Source organism: Pseudomonas parakoreensis, assembly GCF_021602155.1.
Taxonomy (GTDB): Bacteria; Pseudomonadota; Gammaproteobacteria; order Pseudomonadales; family Pseudomonadaceae; genus Aquipseudomonas; species Aquipseudomonas parakoreensis.
Genome location: NZ_BQHY01000013.1, coordinates 58,159 through 72,453, shown reverse-complemented (window position 1 = coordinate 72,453; position 14,295 = coordinate 58,159). Strand labels below are relative to the sequence as shown.

The window sequence follows — 14,295 nt, the reverse complement described above, 5'->3', positions numbered from 1 at the left end:
CAGCGACCGCCGGGACTCGTTTCAACAGAGTGCGACATCCTAGATCGTCTTCCTTTTTACAGGAGTTTTTCGATGAACCATTACCTTACGCCTGACCTGTGCGACGCCTATCCGGAGCTGGTGCAGGTGCTGGAACCGATGTTCAGCAATTTCGGCGGCCGTGATTCCTTCGGCGGCGAAATCGTGACCATCAAATGTTTCGAAGACAACTCGCTGGTCAAGGAGCAAGCCGAACTCAAGGGTAACGGCAAGGTGCTGGTGGTCGATGGCGGCGGTTCGCTGCGTCGCGCGCTGCTGGGCGACATGATCGCCGAGAAAGCCGCGAAAAACGGCTGGGAAGGGATGGTCATCTACGGTTGCATCCGTGATGTCGACGTTATTGCCCAGACCGATCTCGGCGTTCAGGCGTTGGCCAGCCATCCGATGAAGACCGAAAAACGTGGCATCGGTGATCTCAACGTAGCGGTGACTTTCGCTGGCGTGACGTTCCATCCGGGCCATTACATCTATGCGGACAACAACGGCGTGATCGTTTCGCCGAGCCCGCTGCAGATGCCTGAATAAAGTTTTCGACAAAGGGATGCGGATGTTCGAGGAAGAAAACGCGCAGTGGGGGCTGGTGCATGCCCTGGTGCTGGACGGTAAAGGCGGTGCGCGTTCGATTGCCCGGACTGAGCTCGACGATCTGCAACTGCAGGCCCATGAGAGCCTGTGGCTGCATTGGGATCGCAGTCATCCGCAAACCCAGACCTGGCTGCGCAAATCCAGCGGCCTGAATGAATTCGCCTGCGACCTGCTGCTGGAGGAGAACACTCGGCCGCGCCTCCTGCCGTTGCCGGATGCCGAGTTGCTGCTGTTTCTGCGCGGGGTCAACCTCAACCCGGGGGCCGAGCCGGAAGACATGGTCTCGGTGCGGATTTTCGCCTCCGCCCAGCGCGTCATCTCGCTGCGTCTGCGCCCGTTGCGTGCCACCGATGAACTGCTGGCGCTGCTGAGCGAAGGCAAAGGCCCGAAAACCTCTTCTGAACTGATCCTGTATCTGGCGCAATTGCTCACCCACAAGGTGCAGGATCTGGTCACCTGCCTGTCGGAGCTGGTCGATGAAGAGGAAGAAAAGCTGGATACCGACGAACGGTATACCCCCGAACATGGCTCGATTTTGCACATCCGTCGCAGAGCGGCCGGATTGAAACGTTTTCTGGCGCCGCAGCGGGATATTTTCGGACAACTGACGCGGATAAAACTGCCATGGTTTGTCGATGATGACGCCGACTACTGGAACGAATTGAACAACAGCCTGACCCGCTATCTCGAAGAGCTGGAACTGACCCGAGAGCGCATGGGGCTTGTGCTGGAGGCCGAAGACCGGCGTTTGAACGTGCGCATGAATCGCACGATGTACCGCTTCGGCATCATCACCTGCATCTTTTTGCCGATGAGTTTTCTCACCGGTCTATTGGGTATCAACGTGGGCGGCATTCCGTTCTCGAGCAGCCCTTATGGTTTCCTGATTGCCTGTCTGACAGTGCTGGCGATGGCCTTCGGTCAATGGTGGTTATTCCGCCGTTTGCGCTGGGTGTGAATATGCAACATGTGACCCGACCAAATTTGCCCGCGTCTTTCACAGACATCACGAGAGGTGCGTATGCACGATCCGTTTGAACAGTCTTTGCGCGACATGCTCAACGCTTCGCCGTCCAGCCGCGACGACGATGCCTGCCTGGGTCGCGTACTCAAAACCGCCAACCGCCAGGTGGGCGCCGGTGATCTGTTCAGCCTGCTGGGCCGCTGGTTGCCCGCGCTGATGATCGCCCTGAATAACGGATCGGCCCACGTTTCGCCGGTTTCCCGTCTTCGTAAAACTACTGCACGCACTGCTGATAAGGCTGATTGAATATGGAACTTGATCTCTGGACTCAGAGCCTCGTCACTGCAATGACTGCGTTGTGGACCAAAGTCGCCAATTTCATCCCGAACCTGTTCGGCGCACTGGTCGTGCTGCTGTTGGGCTTCGTGGTGGCCAAGTTGCTCGATACCTTGCTGTCCAAGCTGCTGGCCAAGCTGGGCCTTGATCGCCTGATGGGCGGCACCGGTCTGACCAAATTGATGTCGCGAGCCGGCCTGCAAGTGCCGATCTCGACCTTGATCGGCAAGATCGTTTACTGGTTCGTTCTGCTGATTTTTCTGGTTTCTGCAGCAGAGTCCCTTGGACTTGAGCGAGTTTCAGCTACGCTGGACATGCTGGCGTTGTATTTGCCGAAAGTTTTCGGCGCCGCGCTGGTGTTGCTGGTGGGTGTTTTGCTCGCGCAATTGGCCAATGGCCTCGTGCGCGGGGCGGCAGAAGGCGTAGGGCTGGACTACGCTTCGGGTTTGGGCCGCATTGCCCAGGGACTCGTGATCATCATCAGCATCTCGGTCGCGATCAGTCAGCTTGAGGTCAAGACCGACCTGCTGAACCATGTGATCGTCATCGTATTGATTACCGTTGGTCTGGCCGTAGCGCTGGCCATGGGGTTGGGAAGCCGGGAAATTGCCGGTCAGATTCTTGCGGGAATCTATGTGCGTGAGTTGTACCAGGTTGGGCAACAAGTGCGTGTTGGTGAGGTCGAAGGCCAGATCGAAGAGATCGGCACGGTTAAAACCACATTGCTGACCGATGAGGGTGAGCTAGTCTCACTTTCCAATCGGATCCTGCTGGAACAGCATGTGAGTAGCCGCTAACCCGGCAAACCCTGCTAATGTATGCCGCCGCAAAATGCCCTGAGAGGGGTGCGGCGGACATTGACCTGACTGTCGGCACGACTTGTTTTGAATAAAGCCCAAACGCTATCCACGCGCTACGACCCCCGTGAGCTCTCTGATGAGGAGCTGGTCGCGCGCTCGCATACCGAGCTGTTTCACGTGACGCGCGCCTATGAAGAGCTGATGCGGCGTTACCAGAGAACATTATTTAACGTTTGTGCGAGATATCTTGGGAACGATCGCGACGCAGACGATGTCTGTCAGGAAGTGATGCTTAAGGTGTTGTATGGCCTGAAGAACTTCGAGGGGAAATCGAAGTTCAAAACCTGGCTCTACAGCATCACGTATAACGAATGCATCACGCAGTATCGGAAGGAACGGCGAAAGCGTCGCTTGATGGACGCCTTGAGTCTGGACCCGCTGGAAGAAGCGTCGGAAGAAAAGGCGCCGAAACCCGAGGAGAAGGGCGGACTTGATCGCTGGCTGGTGTATGTGAACCCGATTGACCGTGAAATTCTGGTGCTACGATTTGTCGCAGAGCTGGAGTTTCAGGAGATCGCAGACATCATGCACATGGGTTTGAGTGCGACAAAAATGCGGTACAAACGTGCTCTAGACAAATTGCGTGAGAAATTTGCAGGCATTGCTGAAACTTAGTTCAGCGCAAATATCTCTTACGTGTAGGCAAGTTCTGATAGACTTGCCGCCGAGTTGTCCCCCGGTTTGCGGGACTGCTTCACAATCACCAGATGGGGATTTAACGGATGAAACTGAAAAACACCTTGGGCTTGGCCATTGGTTCTCTTATTGCCGCTACTTCGTTCGGCGCACTGGCACAAGGCCAAGGCGCAGTTGAAGGCGAGATCAACTACAAGAAGCAGTACAACGACAGCATTGATCATGTCGAAGACGGCTTCAACCCAGGCGCCAAAATCGGTTACTTCCTGACCGATGACGTCTCGATCAACTTCGGCTGGGATCGTAACAACCACACCCGTTCGAACGACGGTACCGGCAGCCAGAAACTGCGTGGTGACAACTTCGGTCTGACCGCTCAATACCACTTCAACAACGCTGGCGACGCTCTGCGTCCATACGTTGAAGGTGGCGTTAAGCACGGCAACCTGACCAACGTAGCTGCTGACGGCCACACCGGTCGCGACCAGTCGACTTTCCTGACTGCTGGCGCTGGCGTTAAGTACTACTTCGCCGAAAACTTCTTCGCCCGTGCTGGCGTAGAAGCTGACTACAAACTGGACAACGGCCGTTGGGACTACGCTCCATCGGTTGGTCTGGGTGTGAACTTCGGTGGCGGCGGCAAGCCAGCTGCTGCTCCAGTTCCAGCTCCGGCTGAAGTCTGCTCCGACAGCGACAACGACGGCGTTTGCGACAACGTTGACAAGTGCCCGGACACCCCAGCCAACGTAACTGTTGACGCTGATGGCTGCCCAGCAGTTGCTGAAGTTGTTCGTGTAGAGCTGGACGTGAAATTCGACTTCGACAAGTCGGTCGTCAAGCCAAACAGCTACGCTGACATCAAGAACCTGGCTGACTTCATGAAGCAGTACCCAGCCACTCACACCACTGTTGAAGGTCACACTGACTCCGTCGGTCCTGACGCTTACAACCAGAAACTGTCCGAGCGTCGTGCAAACGCCGTTAAGCAAGTTCTGACCCAGCAGTACGGTGTTGAGTCGTCCCGCGTTCAGTCGATCGGCTACGGCGAATCCCGCCCAGTTGCTGACAACAAAACTGAAGCTGGCCGTGCTGTTAACCGTCGCGTAGAAGCGCAGGTTGAAGCTCAAGCTAAGTAATTAGCTGCCGCTACGAGAAAAGCCCGGCTCAGGCCGGGCTTTTCTTTGCCTGCGATTTGGCGTTGAAGCGCTACAGATCGCAACCTGCGGTAGCTCCTGCACGGGGTCTGCTCCTGTAGGCGCTGCCGAAGGCTGCGCTCCTTTGATTTTCAACAACTGCGGCCACCGCGCCAATGACCAGAATGGCCGGGCTTTTCAGTCCAAACCTGCAGGCGTCGTCACCCATGCTCATCAGATCACTGCGGCACTCGCGCTGTTCTGGCAGAGAGGCATTCTCGATCATCGCCACTGGCATATCCGCCGCCATCCCGCCGGCCAACAGTTGATCGCGGATCTCGTCCAGTTTGGCCACCCCCATGTAGATCACCAGTGTCGTCCCGCCTTGCGCCAGCGCCTGCCAGTTCAATTGGCTATCGTCCTGGGTATGCGCGGTCACCAGCGTCACCCCGCGCGCTACGCCGCGCAACGTCAGCGGAATATCGCACTGTGTCGCGCCAGCAAGGCCGGCGGTAATGCCGTTGACCAGCTCGACCTCAACCCCACGTTCGCGTAACCACTGCGCCTCCTCGCCACCACGGCCGAAAATGCACGGGTCACCGCCCTTGAGCCGCACCACGCATTGGCCTTGGCGGGCATAACGCAGCATCAGCCGGTGGATGAAGGCCTGCGGCGTCGAGCGACAGCCACCGCGCTTGCCCACGGCAATGATTCGCGCCGTAGGGCAATGCTCCAGCACGGCGTCGTTGACCAGATCGTCAATCAACACCACCTCTGCTTCGCGCAACGCGCGTACCGCTTTGAGCGTCAGCAACTCGGGATCACCGGGGCCTGCGCCCACCAGCCAGACTTTTGCATTCATGGTGTTTTCCTTCAGATGACCGATACCGGCTGCAGATCAGCGGCCAGCAAACGCTTGATTTCAGGGACACACGAGCCGCATTGCGTGCCGCACCCCAGTTGTTGTTTGAGACCTTGCAGATCCAGGCCCTGGCGAATTCCAGTACACACCGCGCTGTGGCTGACGTTTTTGCAGTTGCACAGGGTTTTGCCCGGATTGGCCTGAATGCCGGCATTGCCGGGTGGTGCGCTCATCGGCGCCAGAAGCCAGCGGCGCAGTTGTTCATCGGCGCGACCCTCCAGCCACAAGCCTTGCAGCCAGTGCTGAGCCAGGGTTTCGCCCGCGAGGCGGATTGCGGTGATACGGCCGTTTTCGATGCGTACCCGTTTGCCAATGGCGCGGCGCGGGTCGTCGTAGGCCAGCACTGGACCGTCAAGCAGCGCCAGGCACTGGTCGATATCGCGCAGCCGTTGCGGCTCTGGCGGCGTGACGCTGGCAGCGCGTATCAGCAGCGCGGGCCGCTCACGTCCGACAAGGCTGAGGCTCACGTAGGAAAACGCCTCGCAGAGGGGGCGTAGCGTCTCGAAATGCCGTTGAACATCGCCCTCGATCAGGGCGAACAAGTGCCATGGCAGATTTACCGCTTCCAGACGCACGCCGCTGTGTTTGAGTTCGGGCTGCTTCGACAGAGGATCGAAGGCCGGCAAGGTCAGACTGTTGACCCCGCCCTTGAGAAACCGGTCGCCCCAATGCATCGGCAGAAACGCCTGGCCGGGGCGCACGCTGTCATCGCTGGCGACCGCGACGATAACGGCACCGCGCCGACTCTTCAGGTTGACCAGATCCCCCGGCTGCAAGCGCTGCCGGCGTAGCTCGTCCGGGTGCAGGCTTAACACGGCTTCGCTGACATGCCCGAACAATTGCGCCGCCGTGCCGGTGCGGCTCATGCCGTGCCATTGATCGCGCAGCCGGCCGGTGATCAGCGTCAGTGGGAACCGTGCATCGCGTTGTTCTTTGGCGGCGCGATAGGGATCGGCGACGAACTGCGCACGACCGTTAGCCGTGGGAAAAATCCCGTCGCCATACAAGCGTGCCGTGCCTTGCCGGGCGCCGGCGGGGAAGGGCCATTGCTGCGGTCCCAGTTCATCGATCAATTGATGGCTGAGGCCCGACAAGTCCAGATCCCGTCCACGGGTCAGTTGTTTATATTCGTCGAACAACTGCGCCGGCTGTTCGAAAGCAAACAGGCTCGGCTGAAGTGGGCGCAGACGTTTCTCCAGCCGCTGTGCGAAATCCACGGTGATCGCCCAGTCCGGCCGTGCTTCGCCCGGTGGGAGAATGGCCTGTCGTACGTGGGAAATGCGCCGTTCGGAGTTGGTCACCGAACCTTCTTTCTCGCCCCAACTGGCAGCGGGTAACAACAGGTCGGCGAAGGCGGCGGTTTCGGTGGTGCGGAAGGCTTCCTGCAACACCACGAACGGGCAGGTCTGCAGCGCCTCGCGCACCGCCTGCTGGTCAGGCATGGACTGTGCGGGATTGGTGCAGGCAATCCACAGCGCCTTGATCTGGCCGCTGCGCATCCGCTCGAACAGCTCGATAGCGCTGAGGCCACTGGTTTGAGGCAGTTGATCGACACCCCAACAGGCTGCCACTTCGTCGCGATGCTCGGGATTGGCCGCTTCACGGTGACCGGGCAGCAAATTGGACAGGCTGCCGGTTTCCCGCCCGCCCATGGCATTTGGCTGACCGGTCAAAGAGAAAGGTCCTGCACCCGGGCGGCCGATTTGCCCGGTGGCCAGGTGCAGATTGATCAGCGCGCTGTTTTTTGCGCTGCCAGCGGTAGACTGATTCAGGCCCATGCACCACAGCGACAGGAAACTTGGCGCGGTGCCCACCCATTCGGCGCACTGCTGCAATTGCTCGACACTGATCCCGCAGAGTTGCGCAACCATTTGCGGGGTGTAGTCGCGCACCAGATTTTTCAGCTCAGGCAAGCCGTCGGTATGCGCCTGGATGAAGTCGCGGTCGATCCGGTCTTCCCACAGCAGCAAATGCAAAATCCCATGGAACAGCGCGACATCGGTGCTGGGCAGAATCGCCAGATGCAAGTCGGCTAACTCACAGGTGTCGGTGCGCCGGGGATCGATGACGATGACCTTCATCTGCGGCCGGCGCGATTTTGCCTCTTCCAGGCGTCGGAAAAGGATTGGGTGGGCGTAGGCCATGTTACTGCCGGCGATCATCACGCAATCGCTCAGCTCCAGATCCTCGTAACTGCACGGCGGCGCATCGGCGCCGAGGCTGCGCTTGTAACCGACCACCGCCGACGACATGCACAGCCGGGAATTGCTGTCGATGTTGTTGGTGCCGACCAGTGCTCGTGCCAATTTGTTGAAGGCGTAATAGTCCTCGGTCAGCAACTGCCCGGAAATGTAAAACGCCACGCTGTCCGGGCCGTGTTCGGCGATGGTCTCGGCAAAAACCTGGGTCGCGTGATCCAGCGCCGTGTCCCAGTCGCAACGGCTGCGCGCCAGGCCTTTGCCCAAGCGCAGCTCCGGGTACAGCGCCCGGGCAGCCAGATTGCCGGTCAAGTGCAGGGTCGAGCCTTTGCTGCACAGTTTGCCGAAGTTGGCCGGATGCGCCGGATCGCCGCTGACGCCGAGAATGCGCTCGCCGTCATGCTCGATCAGCACGCCGCAGCCGACGCCGCAGTAGCAGCAGGTCGAGGCGGTCGTCTGGCGGTTCATCAGACCGCTTCCCGCAGGGCCAATTGCACGCGGCCGTTTTCGACCCGGGCCGGATGATGGTGCGCGCAGCCGATGTCCGGAGCCTGGGCCTCGCCGGTTTGCAGGTCGATTTGCCAGTTGTGCAGCGGGCAGGCCACGCGTTTGCCGTAGATCAAACCTTGTGACAGCGGCCCGCCCTTGTGCGGGCAGCGGTCGTCGAGGGCGAAAACTTCATCATCACTCGTCCGAAAAATCGCGATGTCGCCTTTCGGCCCGGCAATGATTCGCGAACCGAGGGCATTGATCTCTTCCAGGGCACAGATATCGAGCCAGTTCATGCCGACACCTCCAGGTTTTTCACGGGGATCACGTCGAATTCTTTCTTCAGTTGCGGCTGCGCGAGGCGCTCTTTCCACGGGTCTTGTTCGAACGACAGGGAGAACTGCAGGCGCTCATTCAGGGCCTTGCGACGCTCGGGGTCTTCCAGCACGGCTTTCTTGATGTGCTCCATGCCGACCCGTTGCAGGTAGTGCACGGTACGTTCGAGGTAGAAGGCTTCTTCGCGGTACAGCTGCAGAAACGCGCCGTTGTATTCGCGGACTTCCTCGGCGGTTTTCAGCTTGACGAAGAACTCGGCGACTTCGGTCTTGATCCCGCCGTTGCCGCCGATGTACATCTCCCAACCGGAGTCGACGCCGATGATTCCTACGTCCTTGATCCCCGCTTCCGAGCAGTTGCGTGGGCACCCGGAGACAGCGAGTTTCACTTTGTGCGGTGACCACATGTTGAAGAGGTCGTGTTCCAGCTCGATGCCCAGCTGCGTCGAATTCTGCGTGCCGAAACGGCAGAACTCGCTGCCGACGCAGGTTTTCACGGTGCGGATGGATTTGCCGTAGGCGTGGCCGGAGGGCATGTCGAGGTCCTTCCAGACGCCGGGCAAGTCCTGTTTCTTGATCCCCAGCAGGTCGATGCGCTGACCGCCGGTGACCTTGACCATGGGTACGTTGTATTTGTCCGCCACGTCGGCAATCCGGCGCAGTTCCGAAGGGTTGGTCACGCCGCCCCACATCCGTGGCACCACCGAATAGGTGCCGTCCTTCTGAATGTTGGCGTGGGCACGTTCGTTGATCAGGCGCGATTGCGGATCGTCTTTGGCTTCGCCGGGCCAGGTGGAAATCAGGTAGTAGTTCAGCGCCGGACGGCAGGTGGCGCAGCCATTCGGGGTGCGCCAGTTGAGGTAGCTCATGGTGCCGGCGATGGTCAGCAGATGCTGTTCGCGGATCGCCTGGCGGATCTGTCCGTGGTTGAGGTCGCTGCAACCACAGATGGCTTTTTCGCTTTTCGGTTTGACGTCCGCCGCGCCGCCGACGGTGTTGATCAGGATCTGCTCGACCAGCCCGGCGCAGGAGCCGCACGAGCTTGCAGCTTTGGTGTGCTTCTTCACTTCATCGACGCTGAACAGACCGTGTTCCTGAATCGCCTTGACGATGGTGCCCTTGCACACGCCATTGCAGCCGCAGACTTCGGCGGTGTCGGCCATGGTCATGGCTTTGTCCTGGCCCTGATGTCCTACGTCGCCGATAGAATTTTCACCAAACATCAGGTGATCGCGGATCTCGCCGATGGCGTGATTCTCACGAATCTGTCGGAAATACCAACCGCCATCTGCCGTATCGCCGTACAGACAGGCGCCGACCAGCACGTCATCCTTGATCACCAGTTTTTTGTACACGCCTCCGATCGGGTCGGAGAGGGTGATGGTTTCGGTGCCTTCGCCGCCCATGAAATCGCCGGCGGAAAACAGGTCGATGCCGGTGACTTTCAATTTGGTCGAGGTGACCGAACCCTGATACCGGGCGAAACCCAGTTGCGCGAGATGGTTGGCGCACACCTTGGCCTGTTCGAACAGCGGCGCCACCAGGCCATACGCGATGCCGCGATGGCTGGCGCACTCGCCAATGGCATAGATGCGCGGATCGTAGGTTTGCAGGGTGTCGTTGACCAGAATCCCGCGATTGCACGGGATGCCGGCGCGTTCCGCCAGTTCGGTGTTGGGGCGGATGCCGGCCGCCATCACTACCAGATCGGCAGGGATGATCTCGCCGTTCTTGAACTGCACCGAGCCGACCCGGCCATTGCCCGCGTCGTGCAGGGCCTGGGTCTGCTCGCACAGACGAAAGTGCAGGCCACGGGCTTCGAGGGCGCTTTGCAGCAGTTGCCCGCTGGTCTTGTCCAGTTGCCGCTCCAGCAGCCATTCGCCGATGTGCACCACCGTGACGTGCATGCCGCGCAGCATCAGGCCGTTGGCGGCTTCGAGGCCGAGCAGGCCGCCGCCGATGACCACCGCGTGCTTGTGGGTTCTGGCGGTGTCGATCATGGCCTGGGTGTCGGCGATGTCGCGGTAGCCGATCACCCCCTGCAAGTCATTGCCCGGGATCGGCAGGATGAACGGTGTCGAGCCGGTGGCAATCAGCAGGCGATCATATTCGGCTTCAGTGCCGTCTTCGGCGATCACCCGGCGTTTGACCCGGTCGATCTGCACCACCTTGCGGTTGAGCAGCAACTTGATGTGGTTTTCCAGGTACCAGTCGAGGTCGTTGAGCACGATCTCTTCGAAGGTCTGTTCACCGGCCAGCACCGGCGACAGCAGGATGCGGTTGTAGTTGGTGTGCGGTTCGGCACCGAAGACCGTGATGTCGTACAGCTCTTTGCTCAGCTTGAGCAGTTCTTCCAGGGTGCGAACCCCGGCCATGCCATTGCCGATCATCACCAGTTTGAGTTTTTTCATCAGGTTCTCCGGGGAGCGGTGGCTGGCCTCTTGTGGGCAGTCAGGCCGTGCTCGACAAAAGTTGCGCAAACAAAAAAAGGCGTCCCGCTAGTTGCCTAGCGAGGACGCCTTTGTCCTGGTCCCGTTCTCTCGGGAAGCGCAACCTTCGTCGTTGAAGGTTGGGCTTTATGTATGGTGAAACGGGTAATGCAGTGGTTGTGCCAAGTGGGAGAGTGGCGTGTTTATTGGGCGAAAGCGGTTATAGACGGGGATTTTTTGCACCGAATCGACGCGGGTTGCTCGTTCGCGGGGCATTCAGGCAGACAGAATTGCTGTGATTGGGCTGGCCTCTTCGCGAACAGGCTCGCTCCCACAGTGGATCGGTGTCGTTCACAAAAAACCTGTGGGAGCGAGCCTGTTCGCGAATGACGCGACGCGGTCTCAGCCGTGAAACAACACAACCAGCAGCACCAGATTCCCCAGCAGGGCCAGCAACGCCACCGTCCGCCAGACCTTCAACGGCTCGCGCTCCAATAAAGGCCTGGGCCGCACACTCAAACTGCGTCGTTCGCCTTGCTCCAGCACCAGCAACCATTCTTCAGCCGTTTCAAAGCGCTGTTGCGGATCGGCAGCCACGCCTCGCTCCAGACTCTGCGCAAGCCATTCCGGCACGTCCGGGCGGTAGCGACCGGCACTCACCGGCACACCGAAGCGCGGCCGTTGAAAGGCTTCGATTTCGCCATAGGGAAAATGCCCCGTGAGCAGGAAATACAAGGTCACGCCCACCGCGTACAGATCCTGTTGCGCACTCGGTGGCTCGCCGCGAAACGCTTCCGGGGCGATATAACTCGGGGTTCCCGGCAGCGTTGACGGTGCGTCTTCGGACAGGCCGGGGCAATACGCCAGACCGAAATCCAGCAGGCGCAACTCGCCATCGTCGCCCAGGTGCAGATTCTCCGGTTTGATGTCGCGGTGCAGAATCTGCCGTCGATGCAGCAGGCCCACCGCCCGCAGCAGACGCTCGGCAATGTCCTGCCACTGTGCCAACGGTAACGGGCTGCTGTGTTGAAACAGCCGCGCCAGGGTCATCCCGGAATATTCGCGCATCACGTAGTACAAATGCTGACGCTGCGTGCCGCTGTGGACTTCAGGAAAATGCCGCCCGGCGACACGCCTGAGGAACCATTCTTCCGACAACAAGGCTTGCCCGGCCTGTGGATCATCGGCCAGCCGTGGCGGCAGGGTTTTCAACAACCAGCTCCGACCTTGCCCGTCCAGCACGCGATACAGCAGCGATTGCTGGCTCTGGGCGACAACGCCCTGCACCTGCCAGCCTTCGAACATCTGCGCGGTTTTCAACGCTGGCGGCAGTGGCCATTGCTGCAAATGGATCAGCGCGTCGCCAATACTCGCTTCACCCAGCGCATCGACCCGCACCAGCAGAGCACTGGCGTTGTCCTGGCTGCCGGCCAGATGCGCGGCGTTGACCAGCGTGTGTGCGGCGCTGTCGAGATCCGGTTGATCGCGCAGGATCGCTGCAATCGCGGTATCGCCCACAGTCGACCACACGCCGTCGCTGACCAGCACGAAGCATTCACCCTCGCGCAATTCGCCGTCGAGAAAGTCCAGCACCAGATGCTGATCCAGCCCCAGCGCACGCTTGAGCACGCGCTGCATGCCCGGCTGCTCCCAGACATGGTCCTGCGAAATCCGCTGCAAAGCGTCGGCGTGCCAGCGATAGACCCGGCAATCGCCGACGTGGGCCAGGGTGAAACGCTGGCCGCGCAGGATGAGCGCGCTGACGGTGGTGAGCAGTGGCTGTCCGCCGCCGTTGGCCTGTAACCAGCGGTTTTGTGCGAGCAGCAGGCGATCCAGTGCCTGGGCCACGCTCCAGGTTTGCGGCGTGGCGTAGTAGTCCAGCGCCAGTGCTTGCAGGGTTGAGCGTGCGGCCAGGCCGCCGTCGGCGCACTGGCTGACCCCATCGGCAATGGCGACCAGATAGCCTTTGCTCGCGGCCAGCGCCGGGGCGGGTGTCACCAGGCGCAGGGCGTCCTGGTTTTCCGCGCGCGGGCCGGTGGCGCTGGCCTGGGCAAAGCTCAGTTGCAGGGGCATTGCCGCCTCACACGCGTGCAGCAGTGACCGCCGCCGAACCCCAGGTGGTTCTCCAGCGCCGCTTGACCCCGTGCAGGCCGAACCACGCCAACACGCCGAGGCTGGCGAACAACCACAGCGCCAGTTGATAGCTGCCGGTGCTTTGCTTGATCGCGCCCATGCCGGCCGCCAGGGCAAAGCCGCCAATGCCACCGGCCATGCCGATCAGTCCGGTCATCACGCCGATCTCCAGACGGAAGCGTTGCGGCACCAACTGGAACACCGCGCCATTGCCGGCGCCGAGCCCGAGCATGGTGCAGACGAATAGCGCCAGGGCGGCGTAGGAACTGGGCAGGTTGAAACCGACGGCGGCGATGCAGATCGCCGCCACGGTGTACATCGCCAGCAAGGTGCGGATGCCGCCGAAACGATCCGCCAGCGCACCACCCAGCGGGCGCATCAGGCTGCCACCGAACACGCAGGCCGCGGTGTAGTAACCGGCGGTCACCGGGCTCAGGCCGTACTGATCGTTAAAGTAGCCGGGCAGGGCGCTGGCCAGGCCGATGAAGCCGCCGAAGGTCACACTGTAGAAAAACATGAACCACCAACTGTCGCGGTCGCCGAGGGCCTTGAAGTAGTCGGCCATGGCTTTGGCCTTGGGCCGCTGCGGGGCGTTTTTCGCCAGCCAGGCGAACAGCACCAGCGTCAGGATCAACGGAATCAGGGCGAAACCGAACACGTTGCTCCAGCCGAACGACGCGGCCAGCACCGGGGCGATCAGCGCGGCGAACACGGTGCCGGAGTTACCGGCGCCAGCGATGCCCATCGCCTTGCCTTGATGTTGTGGCGGATACCATTGCGAGGCCAGCGGCAGGGCCACAGCAAACGAGGCACCGGCCATGCCGAGGAACAGTCCCAGCAGCAGCGCCTGTTCATAACTGTGGATACCGAGTTTCCACGCGCCGAACAGCGCGCAGATCACGATCACCTGGCCGATCAGCCCGGCGGTCTTCGGCGACAGACGATCGGCCAGCATGCCCATCACAAAGCGCAGCACCGCACCGGCGAGTATCGGCGTCGCCACCACCAGCCCGCGTTGTTGGGTGCTCAGGTGCAGGTCGGCGGCGATCTGCACCGCCAATGGGCCGAGCAGGTACCAGACCATGAAGCTCAGGTCGAAATACAGGAACGCTGCGAACAGGGTCGGGGTGTGGCCGGATTTCCAGAAGCTTGAATTCATCGCGCACCTCAGCTGAAAAGAGTCTCGAAAGGAGTCACAGCAGGTGGAGCGCCGCCACGGCCGCACCACCGGCCCCG

The 14,295-nt window shown here is 60.6% G+C and carries 12 protein-coding genes; 6 read left to right on the top strand and 6 right to left on the bottom strand.

Annotated features, from left to right (window positions below):
- Positions 1-72: 72 nt before the first annotated feature.
- From rraA to L6D63_RS20310, 6 genes are all read left to right on the top strand, one after another.
- The gene (gene rraA / locus L6D63_RS20335) at positions 73-564 is read left to right on the top strand and encodes a ribonuclease E activity regulator RraA (protein ID WP_041067666.1); all 492 of its coding nucleotides are present in this window, start codon (positions 73-75) and stop codon (positions 562-564) included.
- 22 nt (positions 565-586) lie between these two features.
- Positions 587-1,582: a zinc transporter ZntB gene (locus L6D63_RS20330; protein ID WP_131670040.1), complete on the top strand. Its 996-nt coding sequence runs from the start codon at positions 587-589 to the stop codon at positions 1,580-1,582.
- Positions 1,583-1,645: 63 nt separating this feature from the next.
- Positions 1,646-1,894, top strand: coding sequence for a hypothetical protein (locus L6D63_RS20325; protein WP_003223293.1), 249 nt, complete (start codon positions 1,646-1,648; stop codon positions 1,892-1,894).
- Positions 1,895-1,896: 2 nt separating this feature from the next.
- Entirely contained in the window at positions 1,897-2,721 is an 825-nt protein-coding gene (locus tag L6D63_RS20320) for a mechanosensitive ion channel family protein (RefSeq protein ID WP_007916401.1), read from the top strand.
- 87 nt (positions 2,722-2,808) lie between these two features.
- Positions 2,809-3,399 carry an RNA polymerase sigma factor SigX gene (gene sigX / locus L6D63_RS20315; RefSeq protein ID WP_011333251.1) on the top strand — a complete coding sequence of 197 codons (591 nt, stop codon included), beginning with the start codon at positions 2,809-2,811 and terminating at the stop codon, positions 3,397-3,399.
- Between the two features lie 107 nt (positions 3,400-3,506).
- Positions 3,507-4,556, top strand: a complete 1,050-nt coding sequence (locus L6D63_RS20310) for an OmpA family protein (RefSeq protein WP_027613290.1) — start codon at positions 3,507-3,509, stop codon at positions 4,554-4,556.
- A gap of 70 nt (positions 4,557-4,626) precedes the next feature.
- Here L6D63_RS20310 and cobA read toward each other — a convergent pair whose 3' ends face one another.
- From cobA to L6D63_RS20280, 6 genes are all read right to left on the bottom strand, one after another.
- On the bottom strand, positions 4,627-5,415 hold the full coding sequence (gene cobA / locus L6D63_RS20305; RefSeq protein ID WP_131670041.1) for a uroporphyrinogen-III C-methyltransferase: 789 nt from the start codon (positions 5,413-5,415) through the stop codon (positions 4,627-4,629).
- Between the two features lie 11 nt (positions 5,416-5,426).
- Positions 5,427-8,141 (bottom strand): nitrate reductase, encoded by a 2,715-nt coding sequence (locus L6D63_RS20300; protein ID WP_131670042.1) that lies wholly within the window; start codon positions 8,139-8,141, stop codon positions 5,427-5,429.
- A complete protein-coding gene (gene nirD / locus L6D63_RS20295) occupies positions 8,141-8,458 on the bottom strand; it encodes a nitrite reductase small subunit NirD (protein WP_041067740.1) in 318 nt (105 codons plus the stop codon). Before nirD ends, L6D63_RS20300 begins: the two co-directional genes overlap by 1 nt.
- Positions 8,455-10,908 (bottom strand): nitrite reductase large subunit NirB, encoded by a 2,454-nt coding sequence (nirB, locus tag L6D63_RS20290; protein WP_047293007.1) that lies wholly within the window; start codon positions 10,906-10,908, stop codon positions 8,455-8,457. Before nirB ends, nirD begins: the two co-directional genes overlap by 4 nt.
- Before the next feature lie 420 nt (positions 10,909-11,328).
- On the bottom strand, positions 11,329-12,999 hold the full coding sequence (locus L6D63_RS20285; protein WP_131670043.1) for a bifunctional protein-serine/threonine kinase/phosphatase: 1,671 nt from the start codon (positions 12,997-12,999) through the stop codon (positions 11,329-11,331).
- 7 nt (positions 13,000-13,006) lie between these two features.
- Positions 13,007-14,218: a nitrate/nitrite transporter gene (locus tag L6D63_RS20280; RefSeq protein WP_041067749.1), complete on the bottom strand. Its 1,212-nt coding sequence runs from the start codon at positions 14,216-14,218 to the stop codon at positions 13,007-13,009.
- Positions 14,219-14,295 lie beyond the last annotated feature (77 nt).

Bases quoted from the DNA above. Each gene is read 5' to 3' on its own strand.
- rraA (WP_041067666.1), top strand. From the start codon at position 73: ATGAACCATTACCTTACGCCTGACCTGTGCGACGCCTATCCGGAGCTG.
- L6D63_RS20330 (WP_131670040.1), top strand. From the start codon at position 587: ATGTTCGAGGAAGAAAACGCGCAGTGGGGGCTGGTGCATGCCCTGGTG.
- L6D63_RS20325 (WP_003223293.1), top strand. From the start codon at position 1,646: ATGCACGATCCGTTTGAACAGTCTTTGCGCGACATGCTCAACGCTTCG.
- L6D63_RS20320 (WP_007916401.1), top strand. From the start codon at position 1,897: ATGGAACTTGATCTCTGGACTCAGAGCCTCGTCACTGCAATGACTGCG.
- L6D63_RS20310 (WP_027613290.1), top strand. From the start codon at position 3,507: ATGAAACTGAAAAACACCTTGGGCTTGGCCATTGGTTCTCTTATTGCC.
- cobA (WP_131670041.1), bottom strand. From the start codon at position 5,415: ATGAATGCAAAAGTCTGGCTGGTGGGCGCAGGCCCCGGTGATCCCGAG.
- L6D63_RS20300 (WP_131670042.1), bottom strand. From the start codon at position 8,141: ATGAACCGCCAGACGACCGCCTCGACCTGCTGCTACTGCGGCGTCGGC.
- nirD (WP_041067740.1), bottom strand. From the start codon at position 8,458: ATGAACTGGCTCGATATCTGTGCCCTGGAAGAGATCAATGCCCTCGGT.
- nirB (WP_047293007.1), bottom strand. From the start codon at position 10,908: ATGAAAAAACTCAAACTGGTGATGATCGGCAATGGCATGGCCGGGGTT.
- L6D63_RS20285 (WP_131670043.1), bottom strand. From the start codon at position 12,999: ATGCCCCTGCAACTGAGCTTTGCCCAGGCCAGCGCCACCGGCCCGCGC.
- L6D63_RS20280 (WP_041067749.1), bottom strand. From the start codon at position 14,218: ATGAATTCAAGCTTCTGGAAATCCGGCCACACCCCGACCCTGTTCGCA.